This is a genomic window from Rhizobium terrae (assembly GCF_003425685.1).
GTDB classification, from domain to species: Bacteria; Pseudomonadota; Alphaproteobacteria; order Rhizobiales; family Rhizobiaceae; genus Neorhizobium; species Neorhizobium terrae.
Window position 1 is genome coordinate 23,263 of the sequence record NZ_QJKM01000018.1, and the last position, 17,862, is coordinate 41,124.

Annotated in this window: 16 protein-coding genes; 13 read left to right on the forward strand and 3 right to left on the reverse strand. The window is 63.2% G+C overall.

The window, feature by feature from the left end; genetic code table 11:
- Positions 1-23: 23 nt before the first annotated feature.
- A complete protein-coding gene (locus tag DMO26_RS26995; RefSeq protein ID WP_117195427.1) occupies positions 24-353 on the forward strand; it encodes a DUF6107 family protein in 330 nt (109 codons plus the stop codon).
- A gap of 332 nt (positions 354-685) precedes the next feature.
- On the opposite strand, the gene DMO26_RS27005 is transcribed toward DMO26_RS26995, so the two are convergent.
- Together DMO26_RS27005 and DMO26_RS27010 are read right to left on the reverse strand one after the other, a co-directional pair.
- Positions 686-1,024 carry a hypothetical protein gene (locus DMO26_RS27005; protein ID WP_117195429.1) on the reverse strand — a complete coding sequence of 113 codons (339 nt, stop codon included), beginning with the start codon at positions 1,022-1,024 and terminating at the stop codon, positions 686-688.
- 162 nt (positions 1,025-1,186) lie between these two features.
- Positions 1,187-2,434, reverse strand: a complete 1,248-nt coding sequence (locus DMO26_RS27010; protein ID WP_117195430.1) for an MFS transporter — start codon at positions 2,432-2,434, stop codon at positions 1,187-1,189.
- 498 nt (positions 2,435-2,932) lie between these two features.
- Between DMO26_RS27010 and DMO26_RS27020 the strand changes: the two genes are divergently transcribed.
- The 12 genes from DMO26_RS27020 (at position 2,933) to DMO26_RS27075 (ending at position 17,371) form a co-directional block, all read left to right on the forward strand.
- Entirely contained in the window at positions 2,933-3,199 is a 267-nt protein-coding gene (locus DMO26_RS27020; RefSeq protein WP_117195431.1) for a hypothetical protein, read from the forward strand.
- Positions 3,200-3,250: 51 nt separating this feature from the next.
- The gene (locus tag DMO26_RS27025) at positions 3,251-3,922 is read left to right on the forward strand and encodes a response regulator transcription factor (protein WP_117195432.1); all 672 of its coding nucleotides are present in this window, start codon (positions 3,251-3,253) and stop codon (positions 3,920-3,922) included.
- 4 nt (positions 3,923-3,926) lie between these two features.
- Positions 3,927-5,342 carry an ATP-binding protein gene (locus DMO26_RS27030; RefSeq protein ID WP_117195433.1) on the forward strand — a complete coding sequence of 472 codons (1,416 nt, stop codon included), beginning with the start codon at positions 3,927-3,929 and terminating at the stop codon, positions 5,340-5,342.
- Positions 5,343-5,712: 370 nt separating this feature from the next.
- A complete protein-coding gene (locus DMO26_RS27035) occupies positions 5,713-6,141 on the forward strand; it encodes a hypothetical protein (RefSeq protein WP_117195502.1) in 429 nt (142 codons plus the stop codon).
- Positions 6,142-6,289: 148 nt separating this feature from the next.
- Complete coding sequence (gene ccmI, locus DMO26_RS27040) at positions 6,290-7,453, forward strand: c-type cytochrome biogenesis protein CcmI (protein WP_117195434.1); 1,164 nt, start codon at positions 6,290-6,292, stop codon at positions 7,451-7,453.
- On the forward strand, positions 7,450-7,929 hold the full coding sequence (gene ccmE, locus DMO26_RS27045; RefSeq protein WP_117195435.1) for a cytochrome c maturation protein CcmE: 480 nt from the start codon (positions 7,450-7,452) through the stop codon (positions 7,927-7,929). Before ccmI ends, ccmE begins: the two co-directional genes overlap by 4 nt.
- Complete coding sequence (locus tag DMO26_RS27050; protein ID WP_117195436.1) at positions 7,926-9,914, forward strand: heme lyase CcmF/NrfE family subunit; 1,989 nt, start codon at positions 7,926-7,928, stop codon at positions 9,912-9,914. Before ccmE ends, DMO26_RS27050 begins: the two co-directional genes overlap by 4 nt.
- Complete coding sequence (locus tag DMO26_RS27055) at positions 9,914-10,399, forward strand: cytochrome c-type biogenesis protein (RefSeq protein WP_117195437.1); 486 nt, start codon at positions 9,914-9,916, stop codon at positions 10,397-10,399. Before DMO26_RS27050 ends, DMO26_RS27055 begins: the two co-directional genes overlap by 1 nt.
- A gap of 136 nt (positions 10,400-10,535) precedes the next feature.
- Positions 10,536-12,110, forward strand: coding sequence for a Do family serine endopeptidase (locus tag DMO26_RS27060; protein ID WP_117195438.1), 1,575 nt, complete (start codon positions 10,536-10,538; stop codon positions 12,108-12,110).
- 179 nt (positions 12,111-12,289) lie between these two features.
- Entirely contained in the window at positions 12,290-12,967 is a 678-nt protein-coding gene (locus tag DMO26_RS27065) for a response regulator transcription factor (RefSeq protein WP_162895075.1), read from the forward strand.
- A 27-nt stretch (positions 12,968-12,994) separates the two neighbouring features.
- The gene (locus tag DMO26_RS27070; protein ID WP_162895076.1) at positions 12,995-14,386 is read left to right on the forward strand and encodes a sensor histidine kinase; all 1,392 of its coding nucleotides are present in this window, start codon (positions 12,995-12,997) and stop codon (positions 14,384-14,386) included.
- Positions 14,387-14,419: 33 nt separating this feature from the next.
- On the forward strand, positions 14,420-17,371 hold the full coding sequence (locus DMO26_RS27075) for a bifunctional [glutamine synthetase] adenylyltransferase/[glutamine synthetase]-adenylyl-L-tyrosine phosphorylase (RefSeq protein WP_117195440.1): 2,952 nt from the start codon (positions 14,420-14,422) through the stop codon (positions 17,369-17,371).
- A 4-nt stretch (positions 17,372-17,375) separates the two neighbouring features.
- Here the strand turns inward: DMO26_RS27075 and DMO26_RS27080 are convergent, their stop codons facing one another.
- Entirely contained in the window at positions 17,376-17,807 is a 432-nt protein-coding gene (locus DMO26_RS27080; RefSeq protein ID WP_117195441.1) for an ester cyclase, read from the reverse strand.
- Between the last annotated feature and the right edge of the window lie 55 nt (positions 17,808-17,862).

Consider the following 17,862-nt stretch of genomic DNA (forward strand, 5'->3'; position numbering starts at 1 on the left):
ATTCTAATCAAGGAAGATTAACAATGTTTGATCTTAGCAACGATCCGGGAGTGCTTTTCGGCGTTTGGGCGGCGAAGGTCGCCGGTGCCACAGCGGGGGCCGGTGTTTCGCTGATCTATTTCCTTCCGAAAAGCCGGCGCGAGGCTGCGAGCCGGTTCCTGACCGGCTTGAGCTGCGGACTGGTCTTCGGCGGCCCGACCGGCCTTTGGCTCGTTGAGCGGCTAGGCATCGGCGGCGAGCTTTCAGGGCCCGAAGTGATGCTGACAGGCTCCGCCGCGGCGAGCCTTTGCGCCTGGTCGGTGCTCGGCGTGTTGGCGCGGGTGGCGGAGAGATACGGAAGGCGGGGCGGGTAGGCTTGCTCCTCGTCCAGCCGCGTGCGCGCGCTGAACGACGGGGCGAGGCAAATGGCTCAACGCGGGCAGGAGTTGGGATGAAGGGCCTAAATCCAGGATATTGCTGGGGACAATACCAATCGAACGCCTACTGCCGGCCGTGACCAACGATGCGCCCCAATGGGCGCAAATTCACCACTTTGGAACTCACGGGCGTTACCGGCGACGGGACCATTTCCGGGTATGCCAGCATCTTCGGCAAGATTGATATCGACCAGAACAGGATCGGGGAACGTGGAGCAAAAAGGATGGCTCGGGCCGACAAAGCGCGACCCGACGCAGAATTCAACTCGTCATGATGGCGAGCTAAACCCACGCTTTCTTGAAAATGGTACCAGCTTGCCGCCCTGGCCCTCGTCAGTTCGCTTTTCTTTGCGCAGCAGTTGCGGTGAGACATTCCATTGCCGGGCGTTGTCGCCGTGCACTGTCACCGTTTTGCGGTTGCGACGAATGACAATTCCGGCCTGCGTTTGGCCGTTATTATCTTCGAACATCACACGCTCGCCGATCGCCAGTTCAAGCAAGGCATGCGTCGTCTTCAACTGATGCAGAAAGCGGAGACGATCGACGACCGCATCGTGCAATTCGATCAGCTCGGCTTCATTCAAGACGTCAAGGTCGATCCCGTGCATCTTAAGCCCTCCATTCCCGACGATCGTCGCCCCAAAATTCGATCAATGCAACGCGGACCAACAGCTACCCACAACATCATTGGCCCATTGAATCGCGGTGCCGCCACTCATTTTGCCCCACCTGCCGGTCAAGCACCGGCGGGACCGAAGGTCAGGTCTTTGCTAACCGAGATGCGGTTTCGGCGATGAAGGAATCGTCGTCCGGGCATGTGCCGTCCTGACCAGCGCAACCAGCATTAAGACCAACGCGAGCGAAATCGCCGACAGCACGGCACCGGTGGCAAGGGCTGCGGTGGCACCGAGGCGGTCGAGGATGGCCGTGAAGATAACCGGAGCGGCGGCATTCGCAAGATTCTGCGGCAGCGACAGGCGCGCCGACTGCAGACCGAATTCCCGTGCCGAGAAGAGCGACAACGGTAGGAGCGCGCGCGCCACCGCAAGCACGCCGGTGCCGAAACTGTAAAGCAGGATGAAGACCACCAGCAGCGAGGTGGATGATGTGACCAGGAGCACGACGAGGAAGCTGACCAGCGTCATGCTGGTGCCGACCACGGAGGTGACGAGCGCGTTGCCGCGCCGCCCGAGGACCATGTCAACGAAGCGGGCGGAAACGCCGATCGCGCCGCGCGCCGAACCGAGCTGTAGGGCAAGTGCCGGCGAGGCGCCCGCCGCCCGCAGCAGCGCCAGCAGTGATGGCGCCAGACCGAAACTGACGAAAGAACTGATCGCGGTTGCGGCTGCGACGAGGAAAAAGGCCTTACGCCGCTCAGGCTCAGTGAACGCCACAGGCGCGGTTTCGGCCGCCGCGGCATGTTCTTGGTTTTCCGCCGGTTTAGGCAGTCCGAAGAGATAGAGCGGCAGGCAGACGAAGATCTGCAGGGCGGCGCACAGGATGAAGGTTAGGCGCCAGCCGACGAGGTCGTTCACCGCGGCAAGGACCGGCCAAAAGACGGTAGCCGAAAGCCCGGTAAACAGCATGAGGATGGCGATGACGCGCTTGCCGCCAAGTCCTTCCCGCTCGACGACGGCGGTATAGGCCGGCGCCGACAGGCCAAGCGCCCCGCCGACGCCGATGACGACCCAGGCGAGCCCGTAGACGAAGAGTTCTTGCGCGGCAGAAAGCAGCAACAGCCCGGCTGCAAAGATGACCGAGGCGACCGCCATGACGTTTGCCGCGCCGTGGCGGGCCAGCAGGCGGCCTGTCGCCGGACCGGCAAGCGCGCTCACCAGCATCATGATCGACAGGCCGGAAAAGATCACCTCGTTGGCGAGGCCGAGATCGGGTGCGATGACGCGGCCCATGACGCCGAGCATGTCGAAGCTCGTGCCCCAGGAAATAATCTGCGTAACCGCCAGAACGGCGATCGTCCGCGCCGAGCGCGCTGGAAATTGGCGGAGAGGATTCGGCATCGCGAGAACGGCAAAAGAGTGCGGGGTGTCGCGGGTCTAGCATCCGGGCCCGCATCGCGGAAGCGGCGATCGGAATTTATAAGGATTTGAAAATGGTGGCGCAGAAGGGCAAGGACCTTCCCTGAACGTCAACAACAGCGGCGCGTTCGCGATCCTCACGGGGAGGTCGAACATAGGCGGTATGAAAGGGGGTTGGTAAAGGTTGAAGACGGTCTGGGGCGCTTATCGCCCTTGATGCATCGGTAACGCAGGTGGCGGGGATAGAGAGTGCCGAGGTAAGCGATCTCGCAGAGCTTGCGGTGACATTGGCGGGTGCGGCGGGCGGACTTCTGGCTATCTACGGCCGGATCGTCGCAGAGGTTGGAATCAGGGGAAAATAGCCACCTGAAGGAAAGCGTTACTGACCATTCATTTGCCATTCAGCAGCCTTTGGCTACATAATCCATCACATGCTTTGGACATGAATTCTGTTTTGTCTTGTGAGTGGAAACCGTAATCATGGCGCGACTGCCGATCATCGCGATAGTGGCCGCCGGCCTCGCCGGATCAACCGGCCTGCTGCCGGAACAGGCTCCCGCGCGTGATTATCTCGTCCTCGTGGCCGGCGATTGCGGATCGGCGGCGTCTCGCGTCGTGCGGGAAACCGGCGGCCAGCTTCTTTCCGCTCAACCCTCATCCGATGGCCAGACCTGCGTCGTGACGGTGCTCGTGCAGGGAGATGGCAGCCAGAGGCCGCGCAAGGTGACCGTCAGGGTTCCGATGTAGGCGCGACGGTGGACAGATTCCCGGCCGGCATATGATTTGGAGGGGCGGTGCATGCGCATTCTGGTGGTCGAAGACGACGTCAATCTCAACCGGCAGCTTTCCGATGCCTTGAAGGAGGCAGGCTATGTGGTCGATCAGGCCTTCGACGGCGAGGAAGGTCATTTTCTCGGCGATACCGAACCCTATGACGCCGTGATCCTCGATATCGGCCTGCCGGTCATGGACGGTATCACAGTCGTGGAGAAGTGGCGCGCCGAAGGCAAGGGCATGCCGGTGCTGATGCTGACCGCGCGTGACCGCTGGAGCGACAAGGTGGCGGGCATCGATGCCGGCGCCGACGACTATGTCGCGAAGCCTTTCCATGTGGAGGAGGTGCTTGCCCGGGTGCGGGCGCTGATCCGGCGTGCGGCAGGCCATTCCTCCTCGGAGATCGTCTGCGGTCCGGTGAGGCTCGACACCAAGGCGTCGAAGGCGAGTGTCGACGGCGTGCAGCTGAAGCTGACCTCGCATGAGTTCCGGCTGCTTTCCTACCTGATGCACCATATGGGTCAGGTCGTCTCTCGCACCGAGCTTGTGGAGCATATGTATGATCAGGATTTCGACCGGGATTCCAATACGATCGAAGTTTTCGTGGGCCGGCTTCGCAAGAAGCTCGGAGTGGATCTCATCGAGACGGTCCGTGGCCTCGGATACCGGATGCAAGCCCCAACCAACGCGCGATAGGTCCATGCGGCTGAGGTTGGGCGGACCGAGATCGCTGACCGCAAGGGTGCTGCTTCTGGCGACGCTCTGGTCGGCGCTGGCGCTGGTGGTGATCTCCATCGTCATCTCGCAGCTCTACCGCCAATCCGCCGAGCGCGCCTTTACCGACCTTCTGCGCGCCCAACTCTACAACGTCATCAACTCGATCACGATCGGCGACGACAACCAGTTGTCCGGCAGTCCGCAGCTCGGCGACCTGCGTTTCTCGCAGCCCGAGACCGGCTGGTACTGGATCATCGAGCCGCTCGGCACGTTCGCGGCGCGGCCGCTGTCGTCGTCGTCGCTCGGGACCTCGAACATCAGCGTACCCTCGATCCTGGCGGTGCCTTTCAACAATCGCTACGAGCGCTTCTATCCGGCGATCGATGCGTTCGGAAACCAGGTCCTGGTTTCCGAAACGGAAGTCGTGCTGGACGGCGAGGGCAGGGCGGCGCGTTTCCGCGTCTCGGGCAATCTCTCGGTCGTGGAGGAGGACATCCAGACCTTCTCCCGCAGCCTCTATATCGCGCTCGGCGTCTTCGGCCTCGGCAGCCTGGTGGTGAACGGTCTAGCTATTCTCTACGGCCTGCAGCCGCTCGACGGGGCGCGGCGGGCACTCGAAAAGGTCAGGCGTGGCGAGGCCGAGCGGCTGGAAGGGGAATTCCCTCGCGAGATCATGCCGCTTGCCAACGACATCAATGCGCTGATTGAAAGCAACCGCCGAATCGTCGAGCGGGCCCGCATGCAGGTCGGCAACCTCGCTCATTCCCTGAAGACCCCGATCGCCGTTCTGCTCAACGAATCGCGGGCGATCGAAAAAGTGCCTTCCGACCTGGTGCGATCGCAGGCCGAAGGCATGCAGTCGCAAGTGCAATCCTATCTAAACCGGGCGCGGATCGCCGCCCAGCGGGAATCACTTCTAGCCCGCACCGAGGTGGAGCCGGTTCTGGAGCGACTGGTGCGCGTCATGCGGCGACTGAACCCGGACAAGGAATTCCATCTTTCCGTTTTCCCCCCCGGCGTCACCCTTGCCATGGAACAGCAGGACGTCGAGGAAACGATCGGCAATCTTCTGGAAAACGCCGCACGTTTCTGCGAGACCGGTGTCTGGATCACCGCCACCCCGACGTCAGGCCCGCAGACGGGAGAAGATACGGCCCGCCGCCATTGGGTCGAGATGGCGGTCGAGGACGACGGACCGGGTTTGGAGCCCGAACAGATCCGCGAGGCATTGAAGCGCGGCCGTCGGCTCGACGAAAGCAAGCCGGGTGCCGGGCTTGGCCTCTCGATCGTGCGCGAGATCACCGGCGAATATCAGGGCGCGCTGGAGCTGACGCGCGGGATGCGCGGCGGGTTGAGGGCGCAGCTTCTGCTGCCGGGATTGACGAAGGACGCGGCCTGAGAGGCCGTCCGCAGGCTGCCTCGAAAGCGCGCCGTCATTTTTTCAGCATTGCCCCCGTCCCGTTTCAGTTCCCCCGCATCTCCGTGGCGCAAAAAACACCGTACACCTTGCGCGAGATGTTTTTGGGCGGCGGCAGGTGTGGCCCGGAGGCAACATTGCCGCAATCCGTGCCGAGACTTATGGACGGATGGATCGCCTGCTATATCTTGTCGGCAGAGAAATCGCTGATGTTGCCCTGTGCGGACAAGAGGACCGAACGATCGCCGGATTTTTGCGTTTTGCCAGCAATGCCATAATGATGCCATGTCGGGACGGAAGCAGTTCCGGCTACGATTCCCGAACTGAACGAGCCAATCCGGTTTCTGACACGATGCGATCCCTGATCCGAAATCTTGTTTCGTTGCTTGTCGTTGCCGGTCTTCTGGCCGGCTGTGGAACCTCCTCGAACAGTACGGGCGGATCAAGAGGCCTGCTTTCCCCGCGGCCTTCGCCCTCCGCATCCTATATTTCAGCGCTTCAGGGCGGTATCGTAGGCCGCACCGGCGTAACGCTTTCGGCGAGCGACCGGTCGCGCGCTCTGGAGGCCGAATACCGTGCCCTCGAAGAAGCCAGGGGCGGCCAGGCGGTAAGCTGGAAGGGCGACGATGCGAATGGCCAGGTAGTTGCCAACGCGCCCTATCAGGTCGGAACCCAGAACTGCCGCCAATACCGCCACATGGTGACGATAGACGGCAAGGATGTGACGGCGCGCGGCGCAGCCTGCCGCAATTCCGACGGCACCTGGACGCCTCTCACGTGACTTTGCCTGCGGCCCTTTGACGTGGGTCATGGCTGCGGCCCCCGTCAGGGTCCATATCGACTGCGCACTCTTGCGGCGAATCGCCTCAAATTCGCGTCAACGAAGCCTCGATGATTGGAAAGCGCGGGCCATTGCAGTATTGGGACCTATGATTTTATGGATCGTACTTGCGCTCTTGACAGCGGCCGTTGCGGCCGTCCTCGTCGCACCGTTTGCCCGCGGCGGCAAATCTCGTTATGCCGACCGCGCCGGCGAGGTAGCCGTCTATCGTGACCAGTTGAAGGAACTGGAGCGGGATAGCGCTCAAGGCCTCATCGATGCGCAGCAGGCTGAATACGCCCGCGCCGAGATCGGCCGGCGGCTGCTTGCCGCAGCAGGGGCGGGCAGCCAGGCGCAAGATGCTGTCAAGACGCAGGGACACGGGCTTTTCACGGCCGTCATCACGATCGTGCCGCCGGCGATAGGACTCTGTCTTTACCTGATGCTTGGAAGCCCGGGGCTTCCCGACCAGCCGCTCGAGGCTCGCCTTGCCAATCCCGGCAACAATGTCGCGCTTCTCGTCGCCAAAGCCGAGCGGCATCTGGCGCAGAACCCGAACGACGGCGCCGGCTGGGATCTGCTCGCACCGATTTATTTCCGTTCGATGCGGCTCGGCGATGCCGAGATGGCCTATCGCAACGCGATCCGCATCCTGGGGCCAAACCCTGTCAGGCTGGCCGGGCTCGGCGAGACGCTGGTGGCGGAAAACGATGGGATCGTCACCGAAAACGCGCGTCTGGCCTTTGAAGAGGCGGCGAAGCTCGATCCCGCCAATCCGCGCTCGCGCTTTTACGTCGGCCTCGGCCACGAACAGGCGGGCAGGGCGGCGGAGGCGCGTGCCATCTTCGAAAGGATCGCCCGGGAATCTCCCGCCGACGCACCCTGGATGGACCTCGTCAACCAGCACATCGCCAAGAACGGCGGAACCGTCGCGGCCCCGCCTGCGAGCGGAACGGCCAGCGCGCCGAACGCCCTGGGCAACCCGAGCCGCGAAGACATGGCGGCGGCTGAAAACATGTCGCAGGGCGACCGACGGGCGATGATCCGCGGCATGGTCGACAGCTTGGCCGCAAAGCTCAAGGAAGATCCGAACAATCTCGAAGGCTGGCTGCGGCTGGTGCGTTCCTATGCGGTGCTCGGTGAAAAGCAAAAGGCGGCGGAAGCACTGAAGAGCGGCCTGAAACAGTTTCCCTCATCCGGCGAACTGGTGGCGCTGGGGAACGAGATCGGTCTTGCCGTGGAAGGGGTTACGCCCTCAGGAGTTATGCGATGACGCGCAAACAGAAACGGCTTGCGGTGATCGCCGGCGGCATGGGCTTCATCTTCATCGCCGTGCTGCTGGTGATGTTCGCGTTCAGCCAGTCGGTCGCTTATTTCTTCATGCCGGCAGATCTTGCCAAGGCCGACGTCAAGCCGGGGACGCGCATCCGGCTCGGCGGACTGGTGGCGGAAGGCTCGGTGAAGCGCGGCCAGGGCTCCACCGTCAGCTTCACGGTGACGGACGGCACCGGCGATGTGCCGGTGACCTATACGGGCATCCTGCCGGACCTGTTCCGCGAAGGGCAGGGGGTGGTGACCGAGGGCGCGTTCGACGCCGTGTCGCACAGTTTCGTGGCCGACAGCGTGCTTGCCAAACATGACGAGAACTACATGCCGAAGGAAGTCGCCGACCGCCTGAAGAAGGACGGCACCTGGAACGACGGCAAAAGCAACGAGGCCAAGGGAGCGAGCACGGGGGCGACGAAATGATTATCGAGATCGGCCACTATGCCCTCGTCCTGGCGCTTGCGACCTCGCTGATCGTTTCGATCCTGCCGGTGATCGGCGCGCGGCGCGGCGATGCCTCGATGATGGCGCTGGCGCCCACCGGTGCGCTGGTGATGTTTGCACTGGTGGCCCTTTCCTTCGGTGTGCTGACCTGGGCCTATGTGGTTTCGGATTTCTCGGTCATGAACGTCTGGGAAAATTCCCATTCGCTGATGCCGCTGATCTACAAATATTCCGGCGTCTGGGGCAATCATGAAGGGTCCATGCTGCTCTGGCTGCTGATCCTCGTTTTCTTCAGCGCTCTGGTGGCCGTGTTCGGGCGCAACCTTCCGGACACGTTGAGGGCCAACGTGCTGGCCGTCCAATCCTGGATCTCGGCTGCCTTCCTTCTCTTCATCCTGCTGACCTCCAACCCCTTCCTGCGGCTCGACCCGGCGCCGGCCGAGGGGCAGGATCTCAATCCGGTGCTGCAGGATTTTGGCCTCGCGGTTCATCCGCCGCTTCTCTATCTCGGCTACGTCGGGTTTTCCGTCTGTTTCTCGTTCGCGGTCGCGGCGCTGATCGAAGGGCGCATCGATGCCGCCTGGGCGCGCTGGGTGCGGCCCTGGACGCTCGCCGCCTGGACATTCCTGACTGCCGGCATAGCTATGGGCTCCTACTGGGCCTATTACGAGCTCGGCTGGGGCGGCTGGTGGTTCTGGGACCCGGTGGAGAACGCCTCCTTTATGCCCTGGCTTGCCGGCACGGCGCTCCTGCATTCGGCGCTCGTGATGGAAAAGCGCGAGGCGCTCAAGATCTGGACCGTGCTTCTGGCGATCATGACATTCTCGCTGTCGCTGCTCGGCACCTTCCTGGTTCGCTCCGGCGTGCTGACCTCTGTGCATTCCTTCGCGACCGATCCGACCCGTGGCATCTTCATTCTCTCCATCCTCGCGGTCTTCATCGGCGGTGCGTTTGCGCTCTTCGCCTGGCGCGCGCCGATGCTGAAGGCGGGCGGGCTGTTTGCGCCGATCTCGCGCGAGGGATCGCTGGTGCTGAACAACCTTATCCTGACGGTCGCGACCGCCACGGTCCTCACAGGTACGCTCTATCCGCTGATCCTCGAAACGCTGACCGGCGAGAAAATCTCCGTGGGCGCGCCTTTCTTCAACATGACCTTCGGCCTGTTGATGCTGCCGCTTCTGGTTGCCGTGCCGTTCGGGCCGATGCTGGCCTGGAAGCGCGGCGATCTGCCGGGCGCCCTGCAGCGGCTCTATGTCGTTGCCGGCCTTTCGCTTTTTGCGGGACTTGCCTTCTTCTATGTTCAGAACGGCGGACCGGTGATGGCGATCTTCGGTCTGATGCTCGGCTTCTGGGGCATGATCGGCGCAATCGCGGATCTGTGGTACCGCGGCAATTTCGGCAAGCTGAAATTCTCCGTCGCGATGCGCCGGCTGGCCGGCCTGCCGCGCTCCGCCTTCGGCACGGCGATCGCCCATTTCGGCCTCGGGGTGACTGTGCTCGGGATTTTCGCGGCGACCAGCTTCGGAACCGAGACGGTGGTGGAGATGAAGCCCGGTGCATCCGTCGATGTCGGCGGCTATTCCATGACTTTCGACGGCATGCGCGATGCGGTGGGCCCGAACTATACCGAGAGCCGCGGGCATTTCGCGGTGCGCCGGGGCGGTGTTGAGGTCGCCGACATCTGGTCTTCCAAGCGGCTCTATACGGCGCGGCGCATGCCGACGACGGAAGCCGGCATCCTGACCTTCGGACTGAGCCAGCTCTATGTGTCGCTCGGCGATCCGATGGAAGATGGAGGCATCGTCGTGCGCATCTGGTGGAAACCTTTCATCCTCTGCATCTGGGGCGGCTGCCTGATCATGATGGCCGGCGGCTTCGTATCACTCTCGGATCGCCGGCTGAGGGTCGGCGCGCCGAGCCGGAGGGCGAAGGCGGCAAAGCCGGTGCTGGAGGCGGCGGAGTGATGGGGAGAGGTTCTTCGTCGCAGCATGGGTGGGTTGCTCTCGTCTTCGCGCTGCTTCTTGCCTTCGTTCTGCCCCTCCCTGCCTTTGCCGTGAACCCCGACGAAGTGCTTCCCAATCCCGCTCTCGAACAGCGGGCCCGAAACCTCTCCGCGCAGCTGCGCTGCATGGTCTGCCAGAATCAGTCGATCGACGACTCCAACGCAGAGCTGGCGCGGGATCTGCGCGTATTGGTGCGCGAACGGTTGACGAACGGTGACACGGATCAGCAGGTCATCGACTATGTCGTGTCGCGCTACGGCGAATTCGTGCTCCTGAACCCGCGGTTCGGCGCCAAGACGGCGATTCTCTGGGCGACGCCGCTTCTGCTGCTCCTGGTCGGCGGCATTGCCATCCTGGTCTTCGTTCGCACACGGCCAAGCCAAAAACCGCTTGCCGCACTCACGCCGGAAGAGCAGGCCCGTATCGATGAGCTTCTGAAGAAATAGCAATCGGCCGAACATTACCAAGATTTCATTCGTCCGCCACGTGCAGTTAACCTCCGGGCGCCTATATCTTTCGTCATCCACCGCACGCCGGCCCTCCGGCAACACAAATGACGAAGAGAAGAAGGTAACCCTCAAGATGCGCAATATCGGACGTCCCTCTCTGAAGACCGTGCTGAAGACCACTACCGTTGCTGGTCTGGCCGCGGTCATGCTTTCGAGCGGCATCCCGGCTCAGGTCGTGCAGTCCTATGCTGCACCGGTGAGCGTCACCGCACCCCAGGCCCCGAGCTTCGCCGATGTCGTCTCCGCCGTTTCCCCCGCAGTCGTTTCCGTCCGCGTCCAGTCCGATGCCCAGCCGGTATCCGACGACAACAGCAATTTCTCCTTCAATTTCGGCGGCCGCGGCTTCGACCAGCTTCCGGACGATCATCCGCTGAAGCGGTTCTTCCGTGAATTCGGCGGCCAGATGCCCGGACAGGGCGACCGCAACCAGGATCGCGCCGACCGCAACGGCCCGCGCAACCGCGACAATCCCAACCGTCCGCACCGCCTGCGCCCGGCCGCGCAGGGCTCCGGCTTCTTCATTTCCGAAGATGGTTACGTCGTCACCAACAATCACGTGGTTTCCGACGGTTCGGCCTATACGGTCGTAATGAACGACGGTACCGAGCTCGAAGCCAAGCTGATCGGCAAGGACAGCCGCACCGATCTCGCCGTGCTGAAGGTCGATGCCACCAGCCGCAAGTTCACCTATGTGAGCTTCGCAGACGACTCGAAGGTTCGCGTCGGTGACTGGGTCGTCGCCGTCGGCAATCCTTTCGGCCTCGGCGGCACCGTCACCGCAGGCATCGTTTCCGCCCGCGGCCGTGATATCGGTTCGGGCCCCTATGATGACTACATCCAGGTCGACGCGGCCGTGAACCGTGGCAACTCGGGTGGCCCGACCTTCAACCTTTCCGGCGAAGTCGTCGGCATCAACACCGCAATCTTCTCGCCGTCGGGCGGCAATGTCGGCATCGCCTTCGCGATCCCGGCTTCCACCGCCAAGGACGTGATTGCCGACCTGATGAAGGACGGCAAGGTCGAGCGCGGCTGGCTTGGCGTGCAGATCCAGCCGGTCAATCAGGATATCGCCGACTCGCTCGGCTTGAAGGAGCCGACCGGTGCGCTCGTCGTCGCGCCGCAGGAAGGTTCGCCGGGCCAGAAGGCCGGTATCAAGGAAGGCGACGTCATCACCGCCGTCAACGGCCAGTCAATCAAGGACGCCCGCGATCTGTCGCGCCGGATCGCCAATTTCGGCCCGAATGCCAAGGTCGACATCGCACTCTGGCGCGACGGCAAATCCCAGAACGTCTCCGTGACGCTCGGCAATCTGCAGAGCGACGAGGCCGCCAAGGCGACGCCGGAACAGCCGGATGCGCCGGCTCCTTCCAGCGAAAAGGCGCTTGCCAGCCTCGGCATCACGGTTGCGCCTGCCGGTGACGGTTCGGGCCTTTCGGTGACGGATGTGGATCCGGATTCGGAAGCCGCCGCCCGTGGCCTGAAAACCGGCGAAAAGATCATCTCGGTCAACAACCGCAAGGTCTCCAGTGCCGCCGATGTCGGCAAGGTCATCGAACAGGCCCGCAAGGACGGCCGCACCCGCGCGCTGTTCCAGGTTGAGGGTAACGGCAACAGCCGTTTCGTCGCCCTGCCGATCAACGAAGGCTGATTTCGGCACCAACCCACTGGTCGCGGATAAGGGAGGGCGCCGCCGGACACGGCCGGCGCCCTCTCTTTGAGAAGCCCTTACCGAACGAGGGATGGAAGATGGAAACGAGTGTCCGCTATTCTGCCGCAGCCGCCAATTCCGATAGTGCAAAAAGTGCGGCGGGCGCTATTGTTCCGCACATGAAGATTCTGGTGATCGAAGACGACCTCGAGGCAGCCGCCTACATGACCAAGGCCTTTCGCGAGGCGGGCATCGTGGTCGATCACGCGAGTGACGGCGAAAGCGGCCTCTTCATGGGCACGGAAAACGCCTATGACGTGATGGTCATCGACCGCATGCTGCCGCGCCGCGATGGTCTTTCGGTCATCAGCGAACTGAGGAAGCGCGGTGTCAACGCGCCCGTCCTGATCCTTTCCGCGCTCGGCCAGGTGGACGACCGCGTCACGGGCCTGCGCGCCGGCGGCGACGATTACCTGCCGAAGCCTTACGCCTTTTCCGAACTGCTCGCCCGCGTCGAAGTGCTCGGCCGCCGCAAGGGCGCGCCGGAACAGGACATGGTCTACCGCGTCGGGGACCTGGAACTCGACCGTCTCTCCCACGAAGTGAGGCGCGCCGGCAAGGAAGTCCTCTTGCAGCCGCGCGAGTTCCGCCTGCTCGAATATCTCATGAAGAATGCCGGCCAGGTGGTGACCCGCACCATGCTGCTCGAAAACGTCTGGGACTATCACTTCGACCCGCAGACCAATGTCATCGACGTGCATGTCTCGCGGCTGCGTTCGAAGATCGAGAAGGACTTCGACAGGCCGCTTCTGAAGACCATCCGCGGCGCCGGCTACATGATCAAGGACGAGGGGTAATCGTCGTTGATCCAGCGCGCCCGCCTGATGTTCCGCTCGACAGCCGTGCGGCTGTCGGCGCTGTATATCCTGCTCTTTGCGCTCTGCGCCGCCTTCCTCGTCTTCTATGTGACGGCCATGTCCGAGCGCCTGCTGGCGCAGCAGACGCGCCAATCGCTGCAGGAAGAGGTGATGGACGTGCAGCGCGCCTACGAGCGCGGCGGCGTCAACCTGCTTCTGCGGATGATGGAGCGCCGCGCCCGTCAGCCGGGCGCCAACCTCTACGTCATCGCCGGACCGAATGGCGAAATGCTGGCGGGCAACGTCGCTTCCGTGCAGCCGGGGGTGCTGGACGAACAGGGCTGGACGGGCCTTCCTTTCTCCTATGAGCCTTATTCGGAAGTGGAACGTCCGGGCCGCCACCTCGCGGTCGGCAACGTTCTGCGGCTGGACAATGGTTTGCGCGTGATGGTCGGTCGCGACCTCGGCGATCCGGGCCGTTTCCGCGGCATCGTCCGCCGCGCGCTGATGGTGGCGTTGACGATCATGGGCGTCGGTGCGCTGGTGATCTGGTTCGGGATAGGCCGCAATGCCCTGAAGCGCATCGACCGCATGTCGGCGGCGAGCCAGAAGATCATGGCCGGCGACCTGTCGCAGCGCCTTCCGATCGGGAAATCGGGTGATGAGTTCGACCGCCTGTCGGATTCGTTGAATGCCATGCTCGGCCGCATCGAGAAGCTGAATGAGGGGCTGCGGCAGGTCTCCGACAATATTGCCCACGATTTAAAGACGCCGCTGACCAGACTGCGCAACAAGGCGGCGGATGCGCTTGCCGAAAATCGCGAGGATGTGCGACGGGCGGCGCTTGAAGGCATCATCGGCGAATCGGACCAGCTTATCCGCACCTTCAACGCACTTTTGATGATCTCCCGCGTCGAGGCAGGATCGATCGCCGCGGAAATGTCGGAAGTCGATCTTTCCGCGATCTCCGCCGACAGCGCCGAACTTTACGAACCGGTGGCCGAGGAGGCGGGCCTGAGCCTTTCGACCGAGCTGGAGCCGGGTCTGATCGTCAACGGCAACCGCGAACTCATCGGCCAGGCGATCTTCAACCTTCTCGACAACGCGATCAAATATTCCGCCGGGGGAAAGGGAGAACCGAAGATCTGTGTGAAACTGGCCAGACGGGACGGCGCCTTCCGGCTGTCCGTCTGCGATAACGGCCCCGGCGTGCCGGCAGACCGGCGCGACGACGTGCTGAAGCGGTTCGTGCGGCTCGACGAAAGCCGTTCGAAGCCGGGGACTGGCCTTGGCCTCTCGCTTGTCGAGGCGGTGATGGAACTGCATGGCGGCTCGCTCGAACTTTCCGACACGCATGCGGGCAATGCCGAAGCGCCCGGCCTCACCGTGACCATGGTCTTTCCGGCGCCGAAGCCCTAATTGGGTGGCAGGGATGAATCATGGGAGGTTTGAGTGCCGGAAACCGGAAAGCGGCTCGACGCGGTAAAGGCGGAAGTCATCCGTCCTCTCAACCAGACGGAAACCAAGGCCGCGTTGAGTGCGCTGAAAGATATCGGCAAGGCCGAACCGGCGGTCGCCGCGCTTCTCGCCGGTGAAGGCACGCTCAAGGATTTCATCGTCGCGGCCTTCACATTGTCACCCTATTTGCGCGAGACGGCGGTGACTTTTCCGGCGCTGCTGAAGACGGCGATCGCCGAACCGCTGGAGCCGACGCTTGGCCATCTGGTGGAAACCGCCCGCAACGCGTGGCAACCGAAGGACGGCAAAGCGCCTTCCGAAAACGAGGTGATGACGGCGCTGCGGGCCGCCAAGCGGGGGGTGAGTTTCCTCGTGGCGCTCGCCGACCTGGGGCGCATCTTTTCGGCGCGGGATACGACCCGTTGGCTGAGCGCCATGGCGGATGCCGCGACCGCCGCGACGATCGATCATCTGCTGCTCGCCGGTCATGAAAGCGGCAAACTGAAACTTGTCGAAACGGCCGAGCCCAGCAAGGGTTCCGGCCTCATCGTGCTCGGCATGGGCAAGCTCGGCGGCCGGGAGCTCAACTATTCGTCCGACATCGATATCGTCGTTTTTTACGATCCGGAGGCCGGCATTCTGGCCGACCCGCTCGATGCTTCGGAGATCTACGGCCGGATGATGCGGCGGTTGATCCGCATCCTGCAGGAGCGCACGGCGGACGGTTATGTCTTCCGCACCGATCTGCGCCTGCGGCCCGATCCGGGCTCGACGCCGCTTGCCGTCTCGCTCGATGCTGCGCTGATCTATTACGAAGGCAGGGGGCAGAACTGGGAGCGGGCGGCCTTCATCAAGGCCCGGCCGGTTGCCGGCGATATCGCCGCCGGCGAAAATTTCATGCGGCTGCTCGCCCCTTTCGTCTTCCGCAAATATCTGGACTATGCGGCGATCGCCGACATTCATTCGATCAAGCGGCAGATCCATGTCCACAAGGGGCATGGCGCGATCGCCGTGAAAGGCCATGACGTCAAGCTCGGCCGCGGCGGCATCCGCGAGATCGAGTTCTTCGCTCAGACCCAGCAGCTGATCGCCGGGGGGCGCATGCCGCCGATCCGGGCGCGGGAGACGGAGGCAGCCCTCGCAGCCCTTGCCGAAGCGAAATGGATCACGCCCGAGATCGCCGCCGAACTCACCGAATGCTACTGGTTTCTCCGCGATGTCGAGCATCGCATCCAGATGGTGCGCGATGAGCAGACCCATAACCTGCCGGAGACCGAGGCGGAGCTGAAACGCATTGCCTTCATGCTGGGTTTTGCCGATGTGGCCGGCTTTTCAGCGAAGCTGGAAGAGGTGCTGCGCACGGTCGAAAAGCGTTATGCGCGGCTGTTCGAGCAGGAGGCGAAGCTTTCGGGGGGCGACGGTAATCTGGTCTTCACCGGCCAGCAGGATGATCCCGGCACGCTGAAGACGCTCGCCGCCCTCGGTTTCGAGCGGCCGGCCGACATTTCCCGCGTCATCCGCACCTGGCATTACGGCCGCTACCGCGCGACGCAATCGGTCGAGGCGCGCGAGCGGCTGACGGAACTGATGCCCGCGCTCCTGAAGGCGTTCGGCGAGAGCAAGCGGGCCGACGAGGCATTGCTGCGCTTCGACCACTTCCTCAAAGGCCTGCCGGCCGGCATTCAGCTCTTTTCGCTGATCGGCAACAACCCGCCGCTTCTCGCCTTGCTCGTGACCATCATGGCCTCGGCGCCACGGCTTGCCGATATCATTGCCTCAAAGCCGCATGTCTTCGATGGCATGCTCGATCCCGGCCTGATGGCGGAACTGCCCACCCGCGACTACCTCTCCTATCGGCTTTCGACTTTCCTGACCGGCGCGAGGGCCTATGAAGAACTTCTCGACCGGCTGCGCATCTTCGCCGCCGAGCAGCGTTTCCTGATCGGCATCAGGCTTCTGACGGGAGCGATCTCCGGCGTGCAGGCGGCGCGCGCCTTCACCCATCTCGCCGACTTGCTGATCGAGGCGGCGCTCAAGGCGGTGCTGAAGGAAATCGAAAACGCGCACGGCGCCTATCCGGGTGGTCGCGTGGCGGTGATGGGCATGGGCAAGCTCGGCAGTTTCGAGCTGACGGCCGGTTCCGATGTCGATCTCATCCTGCTCTACGACTATGACGGCGAGGCGATCGAAAGCGTTGGGCCGAAGCCGCTCGATTCGGCCCGTTATTTCACCCGTATAACCCAGCGGCTGATCGCGGCCCTTTCGGCGCCGATGGCGGAAGGGGTGATCTTCGAAGTGGATCTCCGTCTGCGGCCGTCCGGCAACAAGGGGCCGGTCGCCACCCGCATCAACGCCTTCGGCAAATACCAGCGCGAGGAGGCCTGGACATGGGAGCATATGGCGCTGACCCGGGCGCGCCTCGTCTGCGGCGAACAAAGCCTCGTCGATGAAGCAGGCGCGATCATCGGCGACGTGCTTGCTGCAAAGGCGGATGTTGCCAGGGTCGCAGCCGATGTCGCCGAGATGCGTGAGTTGATCGAGAAGGAAAAGCCGCCGGGCGACATCTGGGACTTCAAGCTGATCCCGGGCGGGCTGATCGACATAGAATTCATCGCCCAATACCTGCGCCTCGTTGCGCCGGCCAAGGGCGTGGTGCTCGACACCTACGGGTTCTCGACAGCCGAGGCGCTGAAGGCGCTCGGCGAGAAGCTGATGAAGCCGGACGATCTGGACACGTGCCTCGAGGCCCTGCGCCTGTTCACCGAACTCTCCCAGATCATCCGGCTATGCGTCGATGGTCCGTTCGACGCACAGAATGCACCGGCCGGTCTGGTGGAGCGCGTCTGCCGGGCCGGAGGCTGCCCGGACCTGAGGACGCTGGAGGCGGAGGTGAAGCGGCTGTCGACCGCGGTGCGGGAGGTGTTTCGCCGGACGGTCGGGACGTGACCGTCTAGGCGTGGGACTGCAACTGTCTGTAGATCCCAAGCCGGTCGGTGACCTGCCAATGTCCCGTGAGGCGATCATCGGCATCGAAATGATAGACCGTTGCTCCTGACATGGTGATCGTTCTGCCCGATGCGGGAAAACCAGGAATATCGCCGCGATGGGTGGCGCTCCAGAGCCAGGTGACGGCTATGCCCTGATCGTTCTCGAACCATTGTTGGACGTCGAATTTCTGATCGGGGAAGGGCGCCCGCGAAATCCGGACACGCTCTTTGAACCGGTCGAGGTCGAGGGTGCGTCCGTCCCAGGGATCGCCGGGATCGTGTCGGATGGTGTACTGCCGAGCCAGAAACCGGTCGCATTGATCGATCTCTCCCGCTGACCATACCCTGTCCAGGAATTCCTGCAGGAGTGACATGCGAGGGCTGATCGATCCCATGACGTTACCTGTTTATGTGTCCCGTGCTTGCTGCCGCATATCGGGTGAAGTGACT

Excerpts from the sequence above, each read along its gene's own strand:
- DMO26_RS26995 (WP_117195427.1), top strand. The coding sequence starts at position 24 with ATGTTTGATCTTAGCAACGATCCGGGAGTGCTTTTCGGCGTTTGGGCG.
- DMO26_RS27005 (WP_117195429.1), bottom strand. The coding sequence starts at position 1,024 with ATGCACGGGATCGACCTTGACGTCTTGAATGAAGCCGAGCTGATCGAA.
- DMO26_RS27010 (WP_117195430.1), bottom strand. The coding sequence starts at position 2,434 with ATGCCGAATCCTCTCCGCCAATTTCCAGCGCGCTCGGCGCGGACGATC.
- DMO26_RS27020 (WP_117195431.1), top strand. The coding sequence starts at position 2,933 with ATGGCGCGACTGCCGATCATCGCGATAGTGGCCGCCGGCCTCGCCGGA.
- DMO26_RS27025 (WP_117195432.1), top strand. The coding sequence starts at position 3,251 with ATGCGCATTCTGGTGGTCGAAGACGACGTCAATCTCAACCGGCAGCTT.
- DMO26_RS27030 (WP_117195433.1), top strand. The coding sequence starts at position 3,927 with ATGCGGCTGAGGTTGGGCGGACCGAGATCGCTGACCGCAAGGGTGCTG.
- DMO26_RS27035 (WP_117195502.1), top strand. The coding sequence starts at position 5,713 with ATGCGATCCCTGATCCGAAATCTTGTTTCGTTGCTTGTCGTTGCCGGT.
- ccmI (WP_117195434.1), top strand. The coding sequence starts at position 6,290 with ATGATTTTATGGATCGTACTTGCGCTCTTGACAGCGGCCGTTGCGGCC.
- ccmE (WP_117195435.1), top strand. The coding sequence starts at position 7,450 with ATGACGCGCAAACAGAAACGGCTTGCGGTGATCGCCGGCGGCATGGGC.
- DMO26_RS27050 (WP_117195436.1), top strand. The coding sequence starts at position 7,926 with ATGATTATCGAGATCGGCCACTATGCCCTCGTCCTGGCGCTTGCGACC.
- DMO26_RS27055 (WP_117195437.1), top strand. The coding sequence starts at position 9,914 with ATGGGGAGAGGTTCTTCGTCGCAGCATGGGTGGGTTGCTCTCGTCTTC.
- DMO26_RS27060 (WP_117195438.1), top strand. The coding sequence starts at position 10,536 with ATGCGCAATATCGGACGTCCCTCTCTGAAGACCGTGCTGAAGACCACT.
- DMO26_RS27065 (WP_162895075.1), top strand. The coding sequence starts at position 12,290 with ATGAAGATTCTGGTGATCGAAGACGACCTCGAGGCAGCCGCCTACATG.
- DMO26_RS27070 (WP_162895076.1), top strand. The coding sequence starts at position 12,995 with ATGTTCCGCTCGACAGCCGTGCGGCTGTCGGCGCTGTATATCCTGCTC.
- DMO26_RS27080 (WP_117195441.1), bottom strand. The coding sequence starts at position 17,807 with ATGGGATCGATCAGCCCTCGCATGTCACTCCTGCAGGAATTCCTGGAC.